The organism is Nocardiopsis suaedae (assembly GCF_027706745.1).
GTDB lineage: Bacteria > Actinomycetota > Actinomycetes > Streptosporangiales > Streptosporangiaceae > Nocardiopsis_A > Nocardiopsis_A suaedae.
Genome location: NZ_JAQFWP010000047.1, coordinates 12,436 through 33,159 on the forward strand (window position 1 = coordinate 12,436; position 20,724 = coordinate 33,159).

At 75.2% G+C, this 20,724-nt stretch carries 18 protein-coding genes; 6 read left to right on the forward strand and 12 right to left on the reverse strand.

Annotated elements, in window-relative coordinates; translation table 11 throughout:
* Positions 1-214: 214 nt before the first annotated feature.
* Both O4U47_RS21540 and O4U47_RS21545 read left to right on the forward strand, forming a co-directional pair.
* Complete coding sequence (locus tag O4U47_RS21540; protein ID WP_270679734.1) at positions 215-511, forward strand: DUF4193 domain-containing protein; 297 nt, start codon at positions 215-217, stop codon at positions 509-511.
* Positions 512-681: 170 nt separating this feature from the next.
* Positions 682-1,527, forward strand: a complete 846-nt coding sequence (locus O4U47_RS21545; protein WP_270679735.1) for a hypothetical protein — start codon at positions 682-684, stop codon at positions 1,525-1,527.
* Between the two features lie 57 nt (positions 1,528-1,584).
* On the opposite strand, the gene O4U47_RS21550 is transcribed toward O4U47_RS21545, so the two are convergent.
* Entirely contained in the window at positions 1,585-1,866 is a 282-nt protein-coding gene (locus O4U47_RS21550; protein WP_270679736.1) for a DUF4235 domain-containing protein, read from the reverse strand.
* 177 nt (positions 1,867-2,043) lie between these two features.
* Between O4U47_RS21550 and valS the strand changes: the two genes are divergently transcribed.
* Genes valS through O4U47_RS21565 form a run of 3 tightly spaced genes read left to right on the forward strand, consistent with a single transcriptional unit; the run spans position 2,044 to position 5,863 of the window.
* Positions 2,044-4,617, forward strand: coding sequence for a valine--tRNA ligase (gene valS, locus O4U47_RS21555; RefSeq protein ID WP_270679737.1), 2,574 nt, complete (start codon positions 2,044-2,046; stop codon positions 4,615-4,617).
* 11 nt (positions 4,618-4,628) lie between these two features.
* Positions 4,629-5,126 carry a dUTP diphosphatase gene (gene dut, locus O4U47_RS21560; protein WP_270679738.1) on the forward strand — a complete coding sequence of 166 codons (498 nt, stop codon included), beginning with the start codon at positions 4,629-4,631 and terminating at the stop codon, positions 5,124-5,126.
* A 17-nt stretch (positions 5,127-5,143) separates the two neighbouring features.
* Complete coding sequence (locus tag O4U47_RS21565; protein ID WP_270679739.1) at positions 5,144-5,863, forward strand: DUF3710 domain-containing protein; 720 nt, start codon at positions 5,144-5,146, stop codon at positions 5,861-5,863.
* A 62-nt stretch (positions 5,864-5,925) separates the two neighbouring features.
* On the opposite strand, the gene O4U47_RS21570 is transcribed toward O4U47_RS21565, so the two are convergent.
* The gene (locus O4U47_RS21570; RefSeq protein ID WP_270679740.1) at positions 5,926-7,044 is read right to left on the reverse strand and encodes a serpin family protein; all 1,119 of its coding nucleotides are present in this window, start codon (positions 7,042-7,044) and stop codon (positions 5,926-5,928) included.
* A gap of 211 nt (positions 7,045-7,255) precedes the next feature.
* Between O4U47_RS21570 and O4U47_RS21575 the strand changes: the two genes are divergently transcribed.
* The gene (locus tag O4U47_RS21575; RefSeq protein ID WP_270679741.1) at positions 7,256-8,053 is read left to right on the forward strand and encodes a DUF3159 domain-containing protein; all 798 of its coding nucleotides are present in this window, start codon (positions 7,256-7,258) and stop codon (positions 8,051-8,053) included.
* A 123-nt stretch (positions 8,054-8,176) separates the two neighbouring features.
* On the opposite strand, the gene O4U47_RS21580 is transcribed toward O4U47_RS21575, so the two are convergent.
* The 10 genes from O4U47_RS21580 to O4U47_RS21625 all read right to left on the reverse strand — a co-directional run bounded on the left by O4U47_RS21580 (position 8,177) and on the right by O4U47_RS21625 (position 20,524).
* Positions 8,177-9,265, reverse strand: a complete 1,089-nt coding sequence (locus O4U47_RS21580; protein WP_270679742.1) for a LacI family DNA-binding transcriptional regulator — start codon at positions 9,263-9,265, stop codon at positions 8,177-8,179.
* 90 nt (positions 9,266-9,355) lie between these two features.
* A complete protein-coding gene (locus O4U47_RS21585; protein WP_270679743.1) occupies positions 9,356-11,128 on the reverse strand; it encodes a glycoside hydrolase family 35 protein in 1,773 nt (590 codons plus the stop codon).
* A 17-nt stretch (positions 11,129-11,145) separates the two neighbouring features.
* Complete coding sequence (locus O4U47_RS21590; RefSeq protein WP_270679744.1) at positions 11,146-12,336, reverse strand: MFS transporter; 1,191 nt, start codon at positions 12,334-12,336, stop codon at positions 11,146-11,148.
* Positions 12,333-13,820: a GMC family oxidoreductase gene (locus O4U47_RS21595; protein ID WP_270679745.1), complete on the reverse strand. Its 1,488-nt coding sequence runs from the start codon at positions 13,818-13,820 to the stop codon at positions 12,333-12,335. The genes O4U47_RS21590 and O4U47_RS21595 overlap by 4 nt, the downstream gene beginning before the upstream one ends.
* Positions 13,817-14,155: a hypothetical protein gene (locus O4U47_RS21600; protein WP_270679746.1), complete on the reverse strand. Its 339-nt coding sequence runs from the start codon at positions 14,153-14,155 to the stop codon at positions 13,817-13,819. Before O4U47_RS21600 ends, O4U47_RS21595 begins: the two co-directional genes overlap by 4 nt.
* Positions 14,152-15,606, reverse strand: a complete 1,455-nt coding sequence (locus tag O4U47_RS21605) for an aspartate aminotransferase family protein (protein ID WP_270679747.1) — start codon at positions 15,604-15,606, stop codon at positions 14,152-14,154. The genes O4U47_RS21600 and O4U47_RS21605 overlap by 4 nt, the downstream gene beginning before the upstream one ends.
* Complete coding sequence (locus O4U47_RS21610) at positions 15,599-16,996, reverse strand: NAD(P)/FAD-dependent oxidoreductase (protein WP_270679748.1); 1,398 nt, start codon at positions 16,994-16,996, stop codon at positions 15,599-15,601. Before O4U47_RS21610 ends, O4U47_RS21605 begins: the two co-directional genes overlap by 8 nt.
* Entirely contained in the window at positions 16,993-17,991 is a 999-nt protein-coding gene (locus tag O4U47_RS21615; protein ID WP_270679749.1) for a glycosyltransferase family 2 protein, read from the reverse strand. The genes O4U47_RS21610 and O4U47_RS21615 overlap by 4 nt, the downstream gene beginning before the upstream one ends.
* Before the next feature lie 291 nt (positions 17,992-18,282).
* Entirely contained in the window at positions 18,283-19,230 is a 948-nt protein-coding gene (locus O4U47_RS21620) for a GNAT family N-acetyltransferase (RefSeq protein ID WP_270679750.1), read from the reverse strand.
* A 52-nt stretch (positions 19,231-19,282) separates the two neighbouring features.
* Entirely contained in the window at positions 19,283-20,524 is a 1,242-nt protein-coding gene (locus O4U47_RS21625; protein ID WP_408639009.1) for a class I SAM-dependent RNA methyltransferase, read from the reverse strand.
* Positions 20,525-20,724: the final 200 nt, after the last annotated feature.

Consider the following 20,724-nt stretch of genomic DNA (forward strand, 5'->3'; position numbering starts at 1 on the left):
CGTTGGGTAGCACAGTCAGGAGGCCGTACCGGGGCGCGCCGCGCGCGGCCGGGTCCGGCCAACCTCTGTCGCCATCCGGTGTGAGGGCACCCGGGAGGGGTCACAGTCCTCTTACGCCGCCGGAATTTTCCGGCTGAACCGGGCACAAGATTCGGGTCTCAAGCGTTACACCCGCGCGACGAGGCAGAGAACTGAGGGGGATGGAGCAACCAGAATGGCCACCGACTACGACAGCCCGCGCAAGACCGAAGAGGACATGAGCGAGGACAGCCTGCAGGAGCTGCAGGCCCGGCGGGTCGACAAGGGCACCAGCACCATCGACGTCGACCCCGACGAGGTCGCCGAGGGCATGGAACTGCCCGGCGCCGACCTGTCCGGTGAGGAGCTCGCGGTCCGCGTGCTCCCGCGCCAGGCCGACGAGTTCACCTGCTCGCGCTGCTTCCTGGTGCACCACCGCAGCCAGCTCGCCGAGGAGCGGAAGGGGCAGCTCGTCTGCAAGGAGTGCGTCTGAAACGGCCACTCCCCCTCCTCGGCGCCTCGCCGGCCGAAGGGCAGCGATACCGCCGATGCGTCCCCGCCCAGGGGGCGCATCGCCTTGTCTGGGGCGCCGCGGGGGAATTCCGGCCGCCGCCGGATCGTTGGCCCCCTCTGAGGAACGCTGCGAGGCCGAGGAGGACGCCCATGGCCGCCGGTCCGACCCCGGAGCCGGAGCAGGGCCCCGGCACCGACCTGGTGCCCGCGGGACGCGAGGACGCGGGTGAGCTCGTCGGCGCCATCATCGCCGACGACGGCGCCGATCCGCGCCGCCGGGCCGGGCTGATCGCCCGCCTGGCCCGCACCCTGGGGCAGGGGGCGCGCGCGGCCGGGGTGCGCGGCGCGGCGGGCGGTCGCTGGCTGGCCGACGTCTTCGCCGACGAGATCGCCCCCCGCATCCCCGTGCGCGACCTGGAGACCCTGGCCCGCCACCACAAGGGCCTGACCGGCGAGGAGCTGGCCGACGCGCTGGTGCGCAACGCCGCCAACACCACCACCGCGGTCGGTGCGGCCGGCGGGGCGCTGGCCGCCGCCCAGTTCACCGCCCCGCCGCTGCTGCTGACCGCCCCCGCCCAACTGGTGGCCGAGACGGTGGTGGTCGCCGCGGTCGAGGTGAAGCTGATCGGTGAACTGCACGAGGTGTACGGGGCGCGCGCCGACGGGGGAGCGGTGCGGCGCCACGCCGGGTACGTGCAGGCCTGGGCCTACCGCCGGGGCATCGACCCGATGTCGGCCGGGGAGTCCGTCACCGCGGCCCTGGGCGCGGCGGCCAAGGTGGCGCTGCGCAAGCGGCTCATGCGGGTGCTGGGGCGGCACCTGACCACGCTCGGCCCGTACCTGACCGGCGCCGTCGCGGGCGGGACCCTCAACCGTGCGGCGACCCGGGCCCTGGGCAGGGCGGTCCGCAAGGACCTGGCGCGGACCGCCGTGGGGACGGGGCGCGGGTCCGGGGCCGTCGCGGGGGACGAGCGGGCCCTGGGCCGAGGGGAGTAGCGGAGTAGAGGGCCCCGCCGCCGGAGCAGGCGGGAGCGCCTCTCTGATCCCTGCCGGTCACGCCCCCTCGAGGGCCTCACGGGCCTCGCGGGGCATCATCCGCTTGTGGGTGGCGCGCACCGCCAGGACGCGGGCCACCTCCATGCCGACGCCGGTCAGCACCGCCCAGCCCAGGGCCTCGCCCAGGCCGACGTCGAGGGACTCGGGGTCGGTCGGCGGCTCCTTGCCGGTCGCCTGGGTCCAGGCGAAGGTCAGCGCCTTGCGGGCGGCGAAGCCGGCCGCGAGCGCCGCGACGCCGCCGACGATCTGCGCCGGGATGTCACCGTCTTTCTTAGCCATATGGGTACCGGTCGCTCTCCATCGGTCGTTTCGGTGCGGCTGGACACCGTCCTCGGGGCCCATCCTTCCACGCGCCGCCCGGCCGCCGCCGCCGGGCGGGGGCGGGTCGCCCCACATCGCCTCCGGGGCACCGGAAACCGGGAGCGAGCAGGGCCGCAGAACCAATACCATTGCCCCATGACCAACCGCTCTCGTTCCTTCCGCGTGCCTGACAAGCCCTCGCTCGACGGTATCGAGGCGAAGTGGGTAGACGCCTGGGACGAGTCCGGCGTCTACCGCTTCGACCGCACCAAGAGCCGCGACGAGATCTTCTCGATCGACACCCCTCCGCCGACGGTCTCGGGTTCCCTGCACATCGGCCACGCCTTCTCCTACACCCACACCGACCTGGTCGCCCGCTACCAGCGGATGCGCGGCAAGTCGGTCTTCTACCCGATGGGCTGGGACGACAACGGCCTGCCCACCGAGCGCCGGGTGCAGAACTACTACGGCGTGCGCTGCGACCCGTCGATCCCGTACGACCCGGACTTCACCCCGCCGGCCAAGCCCGACCCCAAGCGCCAGGTCCCCGTCTCCCGCCGCAACTTCATCGAGCTGTGCGAGCGGCTCACCGCCGAGGACGAGAAGGTCTTCGAAGGCGTGTGGCGCCGCATGGGCCTGAGCGTCGACTGGAGCCACACCTACGCCACCATCGACGACGGCTCCCGCGCCGCCGCGCAGCGGGCGTTCCTGCGCAACCTCGCCCGCGGCGAGGCCTACATGGCCGAGGCGCCCACGCTGTGGGACGTCACCTTCCGCACCGCCGTCGCCCAGGCCGAGCTGGAGGACCGGGAGCGCACCGGCGCCTACCACAAGGTGGCCTTCCACCGCCCCGACGGCACCCCGGTGCACATCGAGACCACCCGCCCCGAGCTGATCGCGGCCTGCGTCGCCCTGGTCGCCCACCCCGACGACGAGCGCTACCAGGACCTGTTCGGCGGCACCGTCACCTCCCCGGTGTTCGGGGTGGAGGTGCCGGTGGAGTCGCACTGGCTGGCCGAGCCCGACAAGGGCTCCGGCATCGCCATGATCTGTACCTTCGGCGACACCACCGACGTCACCTGGTGGCGCGAGCTGCAGCTCGCGACCCGGCCGATCGTCGGATGGGACGGGCGCATCATCTCCGACCCGCCCCCGGGCCTCGACTCCGCGGCCGCCCGCGAGGCCTACGCCCGCCTGGCCGGGGCCACGGTGCACACCGCCCGCGAGCGCATGGTGGAGATGCTGCGCGCCTCCGGCGACCTGGTCGGCGAGCCGACCCCCACCACCCGGCCGGTGAAGTTCTACGAGAAGGGCGACAAGCCCCTCGAGGTCGTCACCACCCGCCAGTGGTACATCCGCAACGGCGGGCGCGACGCCGACGTGCGCGACCGCCTGCTGGCGCGCGGCCGGGAGCTGCAGTGGCACCCCGACCACATGCGCTCGCGCTACGAGCACTGGGTCGAGGGCCTCAACGGCGACTGGCTCATCAGCCGCCAGCGGTTCTTCGGCGTGCCCTTCCCCGTCTGGTATCCGCTCGACGGCGACGGCAACCCGCGCTACGACGCGCCCCTCGTCCCGGACGAGGCGGCCCTGCCGGTCGACCCCAGCTCCGAGGCCCCGGCCGGGTACACCGAGGAGCAGCGCGACGCGCCCGGCGGGTTCACCGGCGACCCCGACATCATGGACACCTGGGCCACCTCGTCGCTGTCGCCGCAGATCGCCGGGGGCTGGGAGCGCGACGAGGACCTGTTCTCCCGCGTCTTCCCGATGGACCTGCGCCCGCAGGGGCAGGACATCATCCGCACCTGGCTGTTCTCCACGGTGGTGCGGGCCGACTTCGAGAACGGGTGCCTGCCCTGGCGCACCGCGGCGATCTCCGGGTGGATCCTCGACCCGGACCGCAAGAAGATGTCCAAGTCCAAGGGCAACGTCGTCACCCCGCTCGACCTGCTGGAGCGCTACAGCTCCGACGCCATCCGGTACTGGGCGGCCAGCGGCCGCCTGGGCACCGACACCGCCCTGGACGAGGGGCAGATGAAGGTCGGGCGCCGGCTGAGCATCAAGATCCTCAACGCGACCAAGTTCGCGCTGTCGGTCGCCGGGGAGGACGCCGCCGACCGGCCCGAGGCGGTCACGCAGCCGCTGGACCGGGCCATGCTGGCGGCGCTGGCCGAGGTCGTCGAGGACGCCACCGCCGCGTTCGAGGCCTACGACCACACCCGGGCCCTGGAGCGGGCCGAGCGGTTCTTCTGGGAGTTCTGCGACGACTACCTGGAGCTGGTCAAGGCCCGCGCCTACGAGGAGGGCACCGCCGAGAGCGCCTCGGCCCGCGCCGCCCTGCTCCAGGCCCTGTCGGTGATCCAGCGCCTGTTCGCGCCGTTCCTGCCGTTCACCGCCGAAGAGGTGTGGTCCTGGTGGCGCGAGGGCTCGGTGCACGCCGCCGAGTGGCCGCAGGCCGCCGGGGTGCGCGCCGCCGCGGCCGACGGCGACCCGGCCGTGCTGGAGGCCGCCTCCGCCGTGCTGCGCGCGGTGCGCAAGTCCAAGTCCGAGGCGAAGCTGTCGATGCGCGCCGAGGTGGAGCGGGTGGCCGTGCGCGGCAAGCACGTCGCCCGCGCCCGGGTCGCCGAGGGCGACATCCGCGCCGCGGGTCGGGCCGCCGCCCTGGACTTCGAGGAGAGCGACGCCGAGGAGCTCTCCGTGGAGGTGACCCTCCCCCCGGCCGCGGAGTAGGCTCGGCGGATGTGAGCAACGAGGACCCCACGACCGACGGCCGCGGCGGACGGGCACCCCTGACGGTGTCCGTCCGCCGCCTCGACCCCGACCTCCCGCTGCCCTCCTACGCCCATCCGGGCGACGCCGGCGCCGACCTGGTCAGCGCCGAGGACGTGCGGCTCGGCCCCGGTGAGCGCGCCACCGTGCGCACCGGGATCGCCCTGGCGCTGCCGGACGGCTACGCCGCGTTCGTGCACCCCCGCTCGGGGCTGGCCGCCCGGTGCGGTGTCACCCTGGTCAACGCCCCCGGCACGGTGGACGCCGGGTACCGCGGCGAGATCAAGGTGACGCTGATCAACACCGACCTGGGCGAACCGGTCAAGCTGTCCCGCGGCGACCGGATCGCGCAGCTGGTGGTGCAGCGGGTCGAGCGTGCGGTGTTCGCCGAGGCGGACGAGCTTCCCGACTCCCGGCGCGGCCGGGGCGGGTTCGGGTCCACCGGCGGTTTCGCGGCCGGGGACAGATGACGGGAGAGGTGTGAGGCGTGTTCGGACGCCGCAAGAAGAGCGAGAAGACCGGCGCCGACGCGGTGGAGGAGTCCCCCGCGGGTGCGGCTCCCGCCGACGAGCCGGAGAAGGAGGCCGACCGGCACCGCGTGCTCGGGCCCTGGGACCCCTCTGAGGACGTGCCCGAGTACCCCAGGGTCGACCTGGGGTGCCTGCGGGTGCCGGTGGGCGAGCGCACCCAGATCCGCTTCGACATGACGCCGGAGAACCGGATCATCGGGGTGAGCCTGATCGACGGCCCCTCCATGGTGCAGGTGCAGGCGTTCGCCGCGCCCAAGACCAGCGGCCTGTGGGACGAGATGCGCGAGGAGCTCGTCGAGCAGATCACCAAGCAGGGCGGCAAGGTCGAGCCGTTCGACGGCGCGTTCGGCCCGGAGCTGCGCGCGGTCGTGCCGGTGCAGGGCAAGAAGGACGAGGAGGGCCGCCAGCTCGGCCAGCCCATGCGGTTCATCGGGGTGGACGGTCCCCGGTGGGTGCTGCGCGGGGTGATCCGCGGCGAGGGCGCGGTCAAGCCCGAGGTCATGGCCCAGGTGGAAGAGGTCTTCCAGAAGATCGTGGTGGTGCGCGGCGACGACCCGGTGCCGCCGCGGGAGATGCTGAGGATCACCGTGCCCAAGGAGATCCAGGAGCAGATCAAGGCCCAGCAGGCCAAGCGCGCCGAGAAGGCGGCGCCCGACGGGGCGGCCCGCAAGGCCTAGGCTCCGTCGGACGTGGAGAGGCGCCCCTCGGGGCGCCTCTTCCGTTCCCGCCGAGGCCCGGCTCAGCCCTCGGCGGGGCCGGGGTCCTCGGGGCTGGTGATGCCGCCCATGAACAGGGCCGCGCCGCGGCGGCGCAGGACGAAGGAGAAGGGCCGGTCGGCGGTGAACTCCTCGGGCCGGGGCGGCGGCGCCAACGAGGCCACCCGCATCACGACCGCCGTCGCGGCGGCGCCCTCGGCGCCCTTCTCGTCCACGCGCAGGCGCGCCTGGTGCACCACCTCGTCGATGAGCAGGCGGCGGTCGACGATGCCCGACAGGTCGCTGTCCGGGGTGAAGACGGTCGGCGCGCCCGCCGCCGACAGCGGCGAGGACAGCAGGGCCCGCCCGGTGATCTCGAAGCGCGGCAGGGCGAGCCGGACCCGGGCGTCCTTGGCCGTGCCGTAGAGGCGTTCCAGGATGCGGATCGGGGGCAGTGGCGCCTGGTCGGCGTCGTCGGCGTCCTCGGGGGGCAGCAGCAGGTCCAGGAACAGCTCCTCGCCGCCGGCCAGGGTGGCCATGGCCCAACCGTCCGAGCGGGCGAAGGGCATGTCGGCGCTGCGGTGCATCATGGCGGTGTCGAAGGCGCCCCGCGGTGCGTGGAAGGGGGCGGGCGCGGTCTTCCCGGGGTCGAACGGCTCCGCCCAGACCACGCGGGTCCACAGGGCGTTGAGCAGCATGGCCTGGGTCGAGGCCTGCACGTCGCCCGGCTGGAGCAGCTCGGGGATCAGGCCGCGGGTGAGGTCGGCGACCTCGGTGTTGGCGGCCTTGCGCACGCCCTCGGGGTCCCCGGAGAAGTCGGCGGTGCGCACCGAGGACGAGCGGCGCCCGGCCAGGCGCTCGGCGAAGGCGGGGTCGACCCGGAGCTCCTCGCGCACCCACAGCGAGGTGGCCGACTCCAGCTCCGGTGTGCCGGCGGCGCCGGGTTCCAGCGCCTCGACCAGCGCGTCCAGGTGCGCGGTGAGCCCCTTGCCCAGCAGCGCCTCCAGCTCCGAGCGGGTGCGGCCGCGCGCCCCGGTGGCCACCGTCCCCAGCGCCTCGCCGACGGAGAAGGGGGACCAGACGCGCGAGGTGCCGCGCAGGCGGGCGTCGAGGGCGAGGGCGAAGGAGAGGTGGTCGGGGTGGAGCGGGGCGCGGCGGGCCATGCGCTGCCTCCAGGAGGGCGGCCGGGACGTGGTCTGCGGCCCACAGTAGGCGGCGGGCGGCCCGCTGTCACCGGGACGGCGGGTGCGGCGGGCGGGGCCGGGAACGCGGGATCCGGGGGAATCGGGTTCGGGAACCCGGGCGTTCGCGCCGCGCGTTGCCCTAGGGTGGGGTGGCGACGAGCAGGAGTTTCGCTGGACGGGCGGGAGCCGTATGACCGAGCAGCACCGGGCGGTTGACGACACCGGGCAGGACCGGGACGGCGAGGGGCCGCCCGGCGCCCCGAAGGCCTCCGGGGGCTCCGAGGGCGCGGTCTCCGAGGGCGCGGTCTCCGAGGGCACCGTCGAGGCCGTCGTCCGCGCCCAGCTGTCCAAGGCGCTCGGAGGCAAGCGCGGGATGGTGGAGGCGGCGGTCCCCACCCTCACCTTCACCGTCGCCTACCTGGCCTCCCAGGAGCTGAAGCTCGCCCTGGGGCTGGGCATCGGCGCCGCCCTGGTGCTGGGGGCGGTGCGGCTGGCGCAGCGCTCGTCGGTCCAGTTCGTCTTCAACAGCGTCTTCGGCATCGCCATCGCCGCCGTGTTCGCCCTGCGCAGCGGGGACGCCGAGGACTTCGCGCTGCCGGGGATCATCTACAACGCGGTCTACGCGGCGGTGCTGATGCTGACCATCGTGATCCGCTGGCCCGCGGTGGGCCTGCTGATCGGCGCGGTCACCGGTGACCCGACCGGGTGGCGGGCCAACGCCGCGGTGGTGCGCCTCAGCTCCCGCCTGACGTGGCTGCTGGTGCTGCCGTGCGTGGTCCGGGTGGCGGTGCAGCTGCCGCTGTGGGCGGCCGAGAAGTACGAGGTGGCGAACACGTTCGCGTTCCTGGGGATCGCGAAGGTGGCCATGGGGTGGCCGCTGCAGGTCGCGGCGCTCGCCGCCATGGTGTGGCTCCTGGCCCGGGGCCGCACCCCGATGGAGGACGGCATGGGCCTGGGCCCCGCCGACGGCCGAACAACGCGGGACTGACCCCCCGCGCACCGCGGATTCCCGTTGATCTCGGGAGAGTCGGGCTTATGGTGTCCGTTTTAACCCCGAGTTCCCCGAGATCAACAACGGGAGTGGCCAGGTGAGTGGGAACTCCGGGCGGGCCTAGCGTGTCCGGGGCCGCCCCGAGCTGCTGCGGACGACGAGCTCGACCGGGAGCACCACGGGGCCCACGGCCCGCCCGTCTGAGCCGTCGGCACCGTCGGCACCGTCGATGCGCTCCGTGAGCAGGCGCAGAGCCCGTGCGCCGAGGGCGTCGAAGTCCGTGCGCACCGTCGTCAACGGCGGCAGGAAGTGGGCGGCCTCGGGGATGTCGTCGCAGCCCACCACGCTGACGTCCTCCGGGACCCGGCGGCCGGCCTCGTACAGGGCGCGCAGCAGCCCCAGCGCCATCTGGTCGTTGGAGGCGAAGACGGCGGTGGCCTCCGGGTCCTCGGCGATGCGGCGCCCCAGCGCGTAGCCGGAGTCCGCGCTCCAGTCCCCGGCCGTCGGCGGGGGGACCGGCGCCCCCGCCTCCTCCAGGGCCGCCCGCCATCCGGCGGCCCTCCGCTCGGCCGCGGCCCACCCGGTCGGCCCCGCGATGTGGTGGACGGTCCGGTGCCCCAGCCCGAGCAGGTGCTCGGTCGCCAGGCGCGCGCCGCTCACCGAATCCGCCATCACCCACGGACCGCCGTCCCCCGGGTCGCTGTCGACGGCGACGACCGGCCCGTCCAGACCGGCCCGGCCGAGGGCGCCGCCGACCTCCTCCTGGGGAGCGATCACGATCACCCCTTCGGCCCCCTCGGACGCCAGCCGGCCGGCGGTACGGGCCACGGTGCCGGTGTCGGAGGAGTCCAGGGCGATGGAGCTGACGAGGTAGCCCTCCTCTTGGGCGCCGGCGTTGACGGCGGCCAGGATCGACGCCGGGCCGAAGCGCGCGGCGTCGAAGGAGATCACGCCGAGCATCCGGGTCCTGCCGCTGGCCAGGGAGCGGGCGCTGCGGCTGGGCCGGTACCCGAGGGTGCGGATGGCGTCGGTGACGGCCTCGCGCGTCGACGGGCGCACGGCGGGGTTCCCGTTGAGGACGCGGGAGACCGTCTGCTTCGACACACCGGCCATGCGCGCGACGTCGTCCATGAGGGGCCGGGCCCCGGCGAAACTGCGCCTGCTGCGCCCCTTGGGCGCGGGGGTTCCGGCGGCCGCGCTTCCGGTCATCGCGGGTGCGTCCTCCTCCTCAGGGCCCCGGCGGCGGTCGCCGGGGCACGAGTCCACAGGATAGGGGAGGTCACGGGGCCCGCCGGTGCGTCAGTGCGCCTCCGGCCCGAGATCCGGGGCGTCGGTGAGGCGGGCCGTCAGGCCGGCAGAGCCGTGCAGTTCGAAGAGGACGAGGTCGTTCGCGCCGGTCCGCAGCACCGGGCCCGGGACGTACAGGGTCCGCTGGGGCCCACGCCGCCAGTACCGGCCCAGCGCGAACCCGTTGACCCACGCCAGCCCCTTGGTCCATGACGGGAGGGCGAGGAAGGCGTCGGCGGGGGCCTCCACCTCGAAGGTCCCGCGGTGGAAGGCGGGGCCGACGCCCGTGGTGCGCCCCGTCGGCGCGAAGGCCGACGGCTCCGGGACGTCCGGCGGCAGGGCGCGGCAGGTCCAGGGCCCCACGGGTGCGCCCTCGAACGCGACGGGGCCGAGCAGGCCCTTGCGGTCCCCGATGCGCGGCCCGTAGTTGGTCCCGCCCAAGTCCTCCACCAGCACGTCCAGGGCGGCCCCGGCACGGGGGACCCACACGGTCAGCGCCTCCTCGCCGCGTTCGCGCTCCAGCACCCCCGCAGGGGCGCCGTCCACGAACACCTGGGCGCGGTCGCCGACGCCTCCGGAGAAGCGGAGCACCCCGTCGCCCGCCGCCGGGAGCGCGGACCGGTAGAGCGCGAACCCGGAAGGAGGGTCCAGCCGGTCCATCGGCAGGGGGGCGCGGTCGGCCGCGACGGTGGTGGAGGGCGCCGCCGACGCGGTCCCGGAGAACAGCGGGGCGCACCGGTCCAGGACGACGTCGCGGGGGGCGAGCTTGGCGGCGGGTCCCGGTGCGGGCCCGTCCGGGACAGGGGCGTGGCGGGCGATCACCTCGCGGAAGGCGTGGTACTTGGGCCCGGGGTCCCCGTGCTCGGTCAGCGGGGCGTCGTAGTCGTAGGAGGTGACGGTGGCCGCATAGGCGTGGTCGTGGTTGGCCCCGTTGGTGAGGCCGAAGTTGGTTCCGCCGTGGAACATGTAGATGTTCACCGACGCCCCGGCCGACAGCAGGCGGTCGAGGTCGGCCGCCGCGTCGGCCGCGTCCCGTACGTGGTGGGGGCCGCCCCAGTGGTCGAACCACCCGATCCAGAATTCGGCGCACATCAGCGGGCCCTCGGCGCGGTGGTCGCGCATCCGGGCCAGGGCCCGTTCGACCCCGCCGCCGAAGGTGCCGGTGGCGAGGGCTCCGGGCAGGGCCCCGGCGGCCAGGTGCCGGGGGTCGGCCTGGTCGCAGGTGAACAGCAGTTCCCGGACGCCGCGGCCGCGCAGCGCCTTCTCCAGGTGCTCCAGATAGGCCGTGTCTTCGCCGTAGGCGCCGTACTCGTTCTCCACCTGGACCGCGATCACGGGGCCGCCCGCCTCGGCCATGTGCGGCAGCAGCGGGGGAAGGAGGAGGTCGAGGTAGGCGTCGACGGCGGCGGTGAAGCGCGGGTCGGTGCTGCGCGGCCGGATGCCGTCGTCCGCGGTCAGCCAGGCGGGCAGGCCGCCGCCGTCCCACTCGGCGCAGATGTAGGGGCCGGGGCGGAGCAGCACGTGCAGGCCCTCGGCGGCGGCCAGCCGCAGGAAGCGCGGCAGGTCGAGGATGCCGTCGAGGCCGAGCGGCGCGCCGGACCGGGGCTGGTGGAGGTTCCAGGGGATGTAGGTCTCGACCGTGTTCAGACCCATGAGCCGCGCCTTGTGCAGGCGGTCGGCCCACTGGTCCGGGTGGACGCGGAAGTAGTGGAGCGCACCGGAGATGATCCGGAACGGGTCCCCGCGGAGGAGGAATCCGTCGGCCGTCGTGGTCAGCGCGGGCATGAGGGGGTCCTCTCGTCTCACGTGGGCCGGGTGGCGCGCAGGAGCCAGAACGTGGCGGCCAGGCACAGGCCGGACACCGCGCCGAGGATCAGCGGGACGGCCTGCACTCCGGACCACTCGATGGCCCGGCCCAGGGTCGGCCCGGCGGCGACGCCGCCGGCCATGGACGCCGCGATCACCAGGGCGCCGGCCCGCCGCGCCTGCGGCGCCGCCTTGTACAGCCAGGTCAGGCCGGTCGGGAAGATCGGCGCGATGAACAGCCCCACCCCGGCGTAGGCGAACGGGGCCAGCGCGGGCACCGCCGCGGCCAGCAGGCACACCGTCATCCCCGCGCACGACCAGCCGATGATGGCCTGCGGGGTGAAGCGCAGGGCCAGCGGCGCCACCAGGAACCGGCCCACCGTCATCGTCAGCCAGTACACCGAGGTGGCGGTGGCCGCCGCGGTGGCGGTGTAGCCGACCGCCTCCAGATGCGTGGGCTCCCACCCGCCGACCCCGGCCTCGATGCCCACGTGCAGCACGTACAGCGCGACGAAGACCGCGACCACCGACGCCAGGCTGCGCCGCCGGGCCCGGGCGCGCGCGTCGTCGGCCTCCGCCTCCGGGGGTGCGGGCGCGTGGTCGCCGACCCCGCGCAGGAACAGCAGCAGCGGCAGGTTGGCCGCCGCGAACGCCAGGAAGACGACCGGGTAGCGGTCGGCGCCGACCGCGCCGATCACCGCCGGGCCGAGGATGGCGCCGATGCCGAAGTGGGCGTTGAGGACGTTGAGCATCGCCGTGGACCGCTCGCCGAACCCGACGGTGAACAGCCGGTTCAGCCCGTAGTCGACGCCGCCGAAGCCGAGCCCGGCCAGCAGCGCCATGGCCAGCGCGGCGGGCCAGGTCGGCGCCCAGGCGAACCCGGCGGCGCCCACCGCCATCAGCAGGTAGGACACCGCCAGCACCCGCCGGTTGCCCTGGCGCAGGTGCAGCGCGTCGAACAGCAGCACCCCGGCGACGCCTCCGACGAAGTGCGCGCTCAGCCCCAGACCGGCCGCCGCGGGCCCCAGGTCGAACTCGCGGCGGAGGCCCGGGATCGCCGGCCCGTACAGGGCCTGGAGGGCCCCGATGAGGACGAACCCGGCACAGGAGGCGACCACGGCCGCCGGGCTGAACAGGGGCCGCGCCGCGGCGGACGGCCGCGGCGGGCGGGTGGCGGGTTCGCTCATCGCGCCTCCAGGTGACGGCCCACGATCCCGTGGGCGAAGGACATGATCGTGCCCTGCGGGCTGACGCCCGGGGCTCCCGGCAGGACGCTCGCGTCGCACAGGTGCAGACCGCTCCATCCGTGGACGCGGCCCGCCTCGTCGCACACCCCGCCGCGCTCCGGCCGGGCCATCGGGCACCCGGACGTGGCGTGGACGGACACCAGCTCCCAGTCGCCCGGGCGCACGCGCGCGCAGTACGCCTCGGCGTCCGCCGCCGACCTCAGCGGCCCCGCCGAGCCGGTGGGCGGCAGCAGTTCGACGGCGCCCGCGGCGAACAGCAGGCGCGCGGTGCGGCGGAAGGCCAGCCGCAGCATGTGGTGGTCGGCCCGGGTCATCCCGTGGCGGAGCAGCGGGCTCCCGCCGACCGCCGAGACGATGCCCGCGGGCCCCTGCATGCGGACCTGCGTGGTGAACACGGCCAGCCGGTCCTGCGCCGCGAGCAGGGCGTCGACCTGGCGCGGGTCGCGGGAGGCCAGGGCCGCGCCCAGGCCTCCGGGCGTCAGGTTGGACGGCATGACCAGGACGCCCAGACCGCTGTGCTCGTGGACCTGCGCGGTGAACATGGTGCCGCGCGCGGCGTCCACGGTGTCGGGGAACCGGGCGATGGTGCGCAGGTTGAGGTGCAGTTCGATGCGGCGGCCCGCGGTGCGCGTGTGGATGCCGCTGCGCCGCAGCAGCACGGGGGTGCCGATGGGGCCCGCCGCGAGGAACACGGTGCGGGGGCGGTAGCGGACACGGCGGCCGGTGGCGGCCTCGACGGCCTCGACGGAGCGCACCCGTCTCCCCCTGTGCCCGATGCGCACCGCGCGGGTCCCCGGGACGATCCGCGCCCCCTCGGCCTCGGCCTGCGGCAGGTAGGTCAGCGCGGTGCTCTGCTTGGCCCCGGTGGGGCAGCCGGTGGCGCACTGGTTGCGGTGCAGGCACCCGCGGACCGCCCTCTGGGGGTGCTGCCACCGCCACCCCAGGGACTCGGCGGCCTCGGCGAGCAGGCGCGAGTCCCGGTTTCCGTCGCCGTGCCCCTGGACGGTCATGCCCAAGCGGGTGCGGACCTCGTCGAACCGGGCGGCGACGGCGGCGGGGCCGTTGCCGCCGTAGCCGGACCGGGCGGCCCACCGGTGCAGGACCGCGTCCGGCGGCGCCCACAGCAGGCCGCCGTTCACCACGGTGGTCCCGCCGACCGCGCAGGCCTCGCCGAAGGCGATGGTGGGGGTGCCGAACACGGCGGTGGCGCCCGCGTTCCGGTAGAGGCGGCGCATCGACGCGGCGGGGTCCGCCTCGGCCAGCTCCCGCGTGCCCACCCGCGGCCCCTCCTCCAGGACGGTCACCGACCGGCCGGCCCGCGCGAGTTCCAGCGCCGCCACGCTGCCGCCCGCGCCCGACCCCACGACCAGCGCGTCGCAGTCGACCTCGGCCGCGGGGCGGGGGGCCCGTCCGAGCCGCGTCACGGGGCGCCCCCGTCCAAGGCCCCGTAGAGCGCCAGCGCCGTGGTCGCCCGAAGCACCTGCCCGTACCCGGGCACCGACCGCAGCCGGCGCAGGCCCGAACGGGTCTGTTCGGGCGTGGCCCGGCGCGGGCCGCGGCCGGTCGCGGCGAAGAACGCGGCGGGGAACGCCGCCAGCGCCGCCGCGGTCCCCCACCGGTAGGCGCGGGGCATGCGGTCGAGGCTGCCGCCGGTGTGGACGACCGCCCTGCGCAGCGCCGGGCGGTCCCGCATCGCCGCGTACACGCGCCCCCAGCAGGCCGGGAGGCCGGAGGCGGCCAGGGTCCGGGCGGCCCTCACGAGGAGGCCTTCTCCCGGACGAGCCCGGCCAGCAGGCGGGCGGGGCCCCGGGCCAGGACCTCGTCCAGGGCGCCGAGGAACAGGTCCGCCTCGTCGGGCTCGGCCACCAGGGGCGGGGACACGATCAGCGCGATGCGCCGGTTGGACCCGAAGAAGGTGAGCACGCCGTGGTCCCGGTACAGGGCCGCGACCACGGCGCCGGTCAGCAGCTTCGACACCGCCTGGGGGTCCCCGGCGGCCGACGGCAGCACCTGCCTCCAGGCGTCGGGGACGCGCGGACCGGGCGTGAGGAACACGCCGTGCAGCGCGCCGCGCCCGGCGACGCGGCGGACGAGGCGGGGGTGGCGCCGGGCGATCCGGGCGAGCCCGGACTCCAGGCGCGCGCCGAGCTCGCGGGCCCGGCCGGGGAAGTCCTCCTCCACGGCGACGGCGACGGCCTCCATCGCGGTGGCGGTCTCCTCGCCGAACCCGTAGTAGGTGGTGCTGTGCAGGGTGGCGTCGGCGAGGTTGTCGTAGGCGGCCCGGAACACCGGCTCACGGGCGATGTACCCGGAGATCGACGACTTGCCGCCGCCGAAGGACTTGGAGGTCGCCACGACGTCGGGCACCAGCCCGGGGTGGTGCATGAAGTGGAAGAGGGCCCCGGTCTTGCCCCAGCCGGTGTACACCTCGTCGAAGACCAGCACGATGCCGCGCTCGGTGCAGGCGCTGCGCACCTCGTGCAGGAACTCCGGGGAGCACTCGCGCAGGGAGGAGGCGCTGAACGGCTCCAAGACGACGGCGTAGACGTCGCTCTCGCCGCGGGGGCCGGTGTGCCGCTCCAGGGCGGTGAGGAAGGAGGCGGTGTCGCCGTAGGCGAAGGCGTCGGTGCCGGGGATCCTCGGGTAGGGGAAGTGCACCTCCGGCGAGGCGGTCAGGCTTCCGGCGCCCAAGAGCTTGCCGTGGAAGGCGATGTCGCTGTGCAGGACCGTCCCCCGGCGGCCGCCGTGGTACTTGTAGGCGAGCTTGACGGCCCCCTCCACGGCCTCGGCGCCGGAGTTCGGGAAGTAGCAGACATTGAGGTCGCCCGGGAGCAGCGCGGCGAGGTTGTGGCCGAGCGCGGCCACGTAGGGGGACAGGTAGTTCTTGTGCACCTCCATGCGGCGCCGCTCCTGGAACCGGCGGCGCGCCGCGAGGATGCGCGGGTGGTTGTGGCCGTGGTTGAGCACGCCCACGCCGCCGGTGAAGTCGAGGACGCGGCGGCCGTCGCGCAGGTGGATCCAGGCGCCCTCGGCGTGGTCGACCAGGTCGCGGCCGAAGCCGAAGGTGCCGATGAGGGAGACCTGGCTGCGGCTGACGTGGGCCCGGTACAGCTCGTGCACCCGCGCGGTGTCCATCGCCTCGGCCTGTTCCACGGTGATCAGCTCCGAGGCGGAGGGCAGGGGCGGGGCGGACGTCGTCGGTTCAGTCATCGTCGCTCCCGGATGTGGCGAGGCGGTCGGCGATCAGGCGTCCGGCCCGGCGGCCGTCGCGGACGGCGTAGTTGGTGCCGCGGTCCTCGGGGAAGACCTGGGCCATGCCGCACAGGTACAGCCCCGGCACGGCCGACTCCACGGCGGGCGCGGTGCGGCCGTAGCCGGGGGTGATCACCGGCTGGGCGTGGTCGGCCCGCCACACGTGGAACCGGTCCACCCAGTCCCGGTCGAAGGCGGGGAACATGCGCCGGATGTGCGGGAGGCTGTACTCGAAGACCTCCGCGTCGTCCATGCGGTACAGGTCGGCGTCGGTCGGCAGGTACTTGGACAGGTAGACGACGTGCCGTCCGCCGTAGCGCTCGGGCCGGTCGAGGTTGGTGTGCTCGATGACCCCCACGTAGGGGAAGCCCGGGTCGTTGACGTTCAGCCAGTAGGTCTCGGACAGGCGGCGGTTGTTCTCCAGGACCAGGCAGATGTTGCCCAGGTAGTCCACGGCCGACCAGCGCCGCAGCAGCTCGGGCACGGCCGGGTGGTCGGCGCCGGGGTGGTCCAGCAGCCGCGCGGCCAGTGCGGGCGCGGTGGTGGCCAGGACATGCTGGGCCGGGTGGAACACCCCGCCCGCGCTCACCCCGCGGACCCGCCCCTCCCGGATGCGGACCGCGTCGGCGGTCGTGCCGGTGCGCACGTCGGCGCCGAGGTTCTCCAGGCGCCGCCGCAGGGCGGTGAGGACCGCGTCGCTGCCGCCCCGGATGTAGTAGAGGGTCTCCTTGCCGGAGCGGGTGCGGCTGCCGCCGCGCAGGTTCAGCTTCGTCCACATCCAGGTCGCGCCCACCCGGTCGGCGTAGGCGCCGAACTTGCCCTCCAGCAGCGGGCGCCACACGACCTCGTAGACGCGCCGCCCGCCCAGCGCCACCAGCCACTCCTCGGCGGTGCGCGACTCCAGCTCGCGCCAGTCGCGCACGCGCCGGGCGCGCAGGGCGAGCAGCCCCAGCCGGAAGCGGTCGGCCAGGGGCAGCGGGGCGAAGCGCAGCACGTCCAGCGGGGCGGACAGCCGGTACACGGAGTTGGCGTAGTACATGCCCGTCCGCGTCTCGTGGGCTTCGAGGCGGCCGGCGATGCCCAGGCCCTCGCACAGGCGGATCATCTCGGTGTCGGAGGAGAACCAGTGGTGGTAGAAGCGCTCCAGGCGCCGGCCGTCCCCGACGTCGAAGCTCGCGGCGAGCCCGCCGACCTGCTCCTCGCGCTCCAGGACGCGCACGGAGCGGCCGCGCAGGGCGAGTTCGAGCGCGGCGGACAGGCCGGTGAAGCCGCCGCCGACGATGACGGTGTCCACGGGGTCGGCGGCGCGCTCCCCTGCGGGCCGGAACGCGGTCTCCAGCTCGGTCACAGCGCCGCACCCCCGTTCGCCGCCCGCTTGGCGGTACCGGGGTCGCCGAGGGGGTGTCCGGGGAGGACGGCGGCCGGGGGAGCGCTCCCGCCGAGCGTCCGCTCGACCACGTAGTCGGGCCGGTCCTGGACCTGACGGAGCACCGCGTGCAGGTACTCGCCGACGAGCCCGAGGGCCAGGGCCTGGGCGCCGAAGGCGCCGGAGCGCGCCAGCACCCGCGGGTCGCGCCGGACCGCCGCCGCGGCCAGGCCCCCGGCCAGCGCCGCCGCCCCCAGCCAGGTGGTCAGCCGCAGCGGGGCGGCGGAGCCGGTGAGCAGGCCGCTCCGGGCCAGCGCGACCATCTTGCGGAGGGTGTACTTGGTGGATCCGGCCTGGCGGGCGTCCCGGTCGTAGGACAGGTGGGCCTCGGGCAGACCGTAGGCGCTGATGCGGCCGCGCAGGTAGAGGTTCTTGTCGGGGGAGGCGGTGAGCAGCGCGACGACCCGGCGGTCGAGCAGGCGGAAGTCGCCGGTGTCCAGGGCGGGGTCGTGCTCGGACACGGCGCTGAGCAGGCGGTAGAAGGCGTAGGCGGACGCCTTCTTGAAGGCGGTCTCGCCGTCGCGGCTGCGGCGCCGGGCCGAGACGACGGACCAGCCCTCCCGCCACAGCGCGGCCATCTCCGGGATGAGTTCGGGCGGGTCCTGCAGGTCGGCGTCGATGAGCACGACCGCGTCGCCCGCCGCCGTGCGCAGCCCGGCCAGGCAGGCGGCCTGGTGGCCGAAGTTGCGGCTGAGCTTGACGGCGCGGACCGAGGGGGACCGCTCGGCGAGGCGGCTCATGGTCTCCCACGTGCCGTCCGTGCTGCCGTCGTCCACGTAGACGATCTCGTGGTCGTAGGAGAGGAGCCGGGAGAGGACGGAGGTGAGCCGCACGTGGGTGCGGTCCAGGACGTCGGCCTCGTTGTAGCAGGGGAGGACGGCGCTGATGAGGGGGCGGCGGTCGTGGGGAGAACGCATGTCCCGCGGCACGGCTGGCCTTTCGCGTGAGGGCGCGGTGGATCGGTGGCGTCGGTGCGCGGCACTGCGCAGCCCTGGGGGCACGGAGAGGAGAAGCGGGGGCACTGCCCGGACCCCGGAGATTGTTACCGGTAACTCAACAGGGCGTCAACGGTCCCCGGGCCCGCGGCGGACCCGGCGGCGGCGCCCGTGGAGACGGGGACGCCCGGGACCTGCCGGGGGCGGTCTCCGGCGGAGGGATGTGATGTCGCCTACCCCCGCACCCCGGTGGTCTTCCTACCGGTGTCCCGCTCAGCCGGCCGCGGGCTTGAGCAGCGGTGCGTCCCGGGACAGGGGCCGGAAGCCGACGCCGTAGTACAGTTCGCGCGCCGCCGGGTGGCCGGGGGCGCCCAGGCAGGCGACCGTCATGTGCTCGGCCCCCGCCGCCCGCGCCAGGTGCATCCCGTGCAGGAGCACCGCCCGCCCCAGCCCTCTGCGCCGGTAGGCCGGGTGCGTTCCGACCGGCTCGAACTCGGCGGTGGCGTTGGCCTCGTCGAGCCACATGACCGCCGAGGCCGCCATCGTCCCGTCCGGCGCCTCCACCAGGACGTGCAGGTCGCCCCGGTAGGCCGGGGTGCTCCGGACGCGCTCGTAGGCCTCCAGCGTGTACGCCGAGGGCGCCCACGCGTCCACGTGGGCCCGGACGGCCGCCTCGGGGCCGGCCTCGTCGGCGGTGCGGAACCGGTGGCCGTCCGGCAGGCGCGGCCGTTCGACGCCGCCGGTGAGGTCCCGTTCGTTGAGCTGCGTCCAGGACCCGGCGTCGCCCAGCGCGGCCGGGTCGGTCCCGTAGCCGTGCGCGGCCCACCGCTCCAGGGCGAACCCGTCGGCGGCGCCGGGCACCACCGAGCGCTCCAGGCCCGCCGCGGTTCCCTCGAACCACTCGGCCACCTCGTCGACCAGTTCGGGGTGGTCGGGATGGACCTGGTAGGCGAGCGAGGCGCCGGTGACGTCCCGCACCGACCCGTCGCTCAACCGGACCCGGCGCGGCAGGCGGGCCCAGCCCCAGGCCACCGGTTCGCCTCCCGAGGACCAGACGCGGTGCCGGTGGGCGCCGTCGGGGTTCGGTGCCGCCTGGTTCCAGGCCAGCTCACCGTAGGACGCGTCGCTGTTGACGAGGTCGGGCCGGACGGCGGTGACCCGCTGGGCGAGCCGCTGCATCAGGCTCAGGTCCGCCGGGGGAATCGGAGTGGAGGGCGCCATGGTGCCCCACCCTTGCAGGGCGGCACCCGCCCGTCGATCCGTTTTTCGGGGCCTACTTCTTGCTCTTGCGGGTCAGCACCGCCATGCACTCCACGTGGTGGGTCATGGGGAAGGCGTCGAAGGCCCGCAGGTCCTTCAACTCGAAGCCGTTCTGCTCGAAGGTCGCCAGGTCCCGCGCCAGGGTGGCCGGGTCGCAGGACACGTACGCCACGCGCTCCAGGCGCATCGACGCCAGCGCCTCCACCACGTCGCGCCCGGCCCCCGCGCGCGGCGGGTCCAGGACGGCGATGTCGGCGCGCAGGTCGGCCCACTCGCGCAGGCGGCCCTCGACGTCGCCGCCCTCGATGCGCACGTGCGGCAGGTCCTGCAGGTTGTACTGGGCGTCCCGGACCGCCTCGCGGCCGCCCTCGACGCCGAGAACGCGGCCCTCCAGGCCGACCGCCTCGCCCAGCGCCCCGGCGAACAGCCCCGCGCCGCAGTACAGGTCCAGCGCGGTCTGCCCCTCCTGGGGCTCCAGCGCCCCGAGCACGGCCTCCACCAGCGCGTCGGCGGCCGCGGGGTGCACCTGCCAGAAGCCGCCCGCCGACACCCGCCACTGGCGCCCGGCCGCCTCCTCGCGCAGGCCCTTCTTGCCGCGGATCGCCTGGGTGCGGCCGCCCTTGAGACGGCGCAGCACCGCCGCCGACGCCTCGGGGCGGGGCGGCTCGGGCAGGCGGGAGGCGCTCGGGGCCGCGATCACGGCGCGGTTGCCGCCCGTGGAGGCCACCGCCTCCACCTCGGACACCCCGGGCCAGGGCAGCCGGGTCACGCCCAGCGCCTCCACCTCGGGGTGGGCGATGCGGCAGGAGTCGATCGGCTCGATCTCGTGGGAGCGGTGGCGGCGCAGCCCCGCGCGGCCCTGCGCGTCGACCGCGTAGCGCACGCGGGTGCGCCAGCCCAGGCCGTCCGGCGCGCCGGGCAGCTCCTCCACGGTGACCTCGCGCTCGATCCCGGCGATGCGGCGCAGCTGGTCGGAGACCACCTGCCCCTTGAGCCGGCGCTGGGCCTCCAGCGAGGCGTGCTGCCAGTCGCACCCGCCGCACAGCCCCGGCCCGGCGTACGGGCAGGGCGCCTGCACCCGGTCCGGCGAGGCCTCCAGCACCTCGACCGCCTCGGCGCGCAGGAACCGCTTGGTCTCCTCGGTGACCCGGGCGACCACGAGCTCGCCGGGAAGCGCGTGCCGCACGAAGACCACCAGCTCGTCGTGGCGGCCCACGCACCACCCGCCGTGGGCGACGCCGCCGTCCAGGCGCACGCGGATGCGGGAGCCGACGCGGCTGCGGGTTTCGGAAACGGGCACGGTAAGGGCACCTCCGGGGAGCGGGGATCGTACGGGCATCGCGCGGGTGACCGGATCGGAGCCACCGCCCATCTGCGGCAACTCTAGCCGACCGGGCGCGGGGAGCGCGCCGCGCGAGACCGCGGGCCGCGCGGGTGTAGCGTCGCCTGAGTCCC

Excerpts from the sequence above, each read along its gene's own strand:
- O4U47_RS21580 (WP_270679742.1), bottom strand. The coding sequence starts at position 9,265 with ATGACCGGAAGCGCGGCCGCCGGAACCCCCGCGCCCAAGGGGCGCAGC.
- O4U47_RS21615 (WP_270679749.1), bottom strand. The coding sequence starts at position 17,991 with ATGCGTTCTCCCCACGACCGCCGCCCCCTCATCAGCGCCGTCCTCCCC.
- O4U47_RS21550 (WP_270679736.1), bottom strand. The coding sequence starts at position 1,866 with ATGGCTAAGAAAGACGGTGACATCCCGGCGCAGATCGTCGGCGGCGTC.
- O4U47_RS21590 (WP_270679744.1), bottom strand. The coding sequence starts at position 12,336 with ATGAGCGAACCCGCCACCCGCCCGCCGCGGCCGTCCGCCGCGGCGCGG.
- O4U47_RS21605 (WP_270679747.1), bottom strand. The coding sequence starts at position 15,606 with ATGACTGAACCGACGACGTCCGCCCCGCCCCTGCCCTCCGCCTCGGAG.
- O4U47_RS21570 (WP_270679740.1), bottom strand. The coding sequence starts at position 7,044 with ATGGCCCGCCGCGCCCCGCTCCACCCCGACCACCTCTCCTTCGCCCTC.
- O4U47_RS21540 (WP_270679734.1), top strand. The coding sequence starts at position 215 with ATGGCCACCGACTACGACAGCCCGCGCAAGACCGAAGAGGACATGAGC.
- valS (WP_270679737.1), top strand. The coding sequence starts at position 2,044 with ATGACCAACCGCTCTCGTTCCTTCCGCGTGCCTGACAAGCCCTCGCTC.
- O4U47_RS21575 (WP_270679741.1), top strand. The coding sequence starts at position 7,256 with ATGACCGAGCAGCACCGGGCGGTTGACGACACCGGGCAGGACCGGGAC.
- O4U47_RS21620 (WP_270679750.1), bottom strand. The coding sequence starts at position 19,230 with ATGGCGCCCTCCACTCCGATTCCCCCGGCGGACCTGAGCCTGATGCAG.
- O4U47_RS21545 (WP_270679735.1), top strand. The coding sequence starts at position 682 with ATGGCCGCCGGTCCGACCCCGGAGCCGGAGCAGGGCCCCGGCACCGAC.
- O4U47_RS21585 (WP_270679743.1), bottom strand. The coding sequence starts at position 11,128 with ATGCCCGCGCTGACCACGACGGCCGACGGATTCCTCCTCCGCGGGGAC.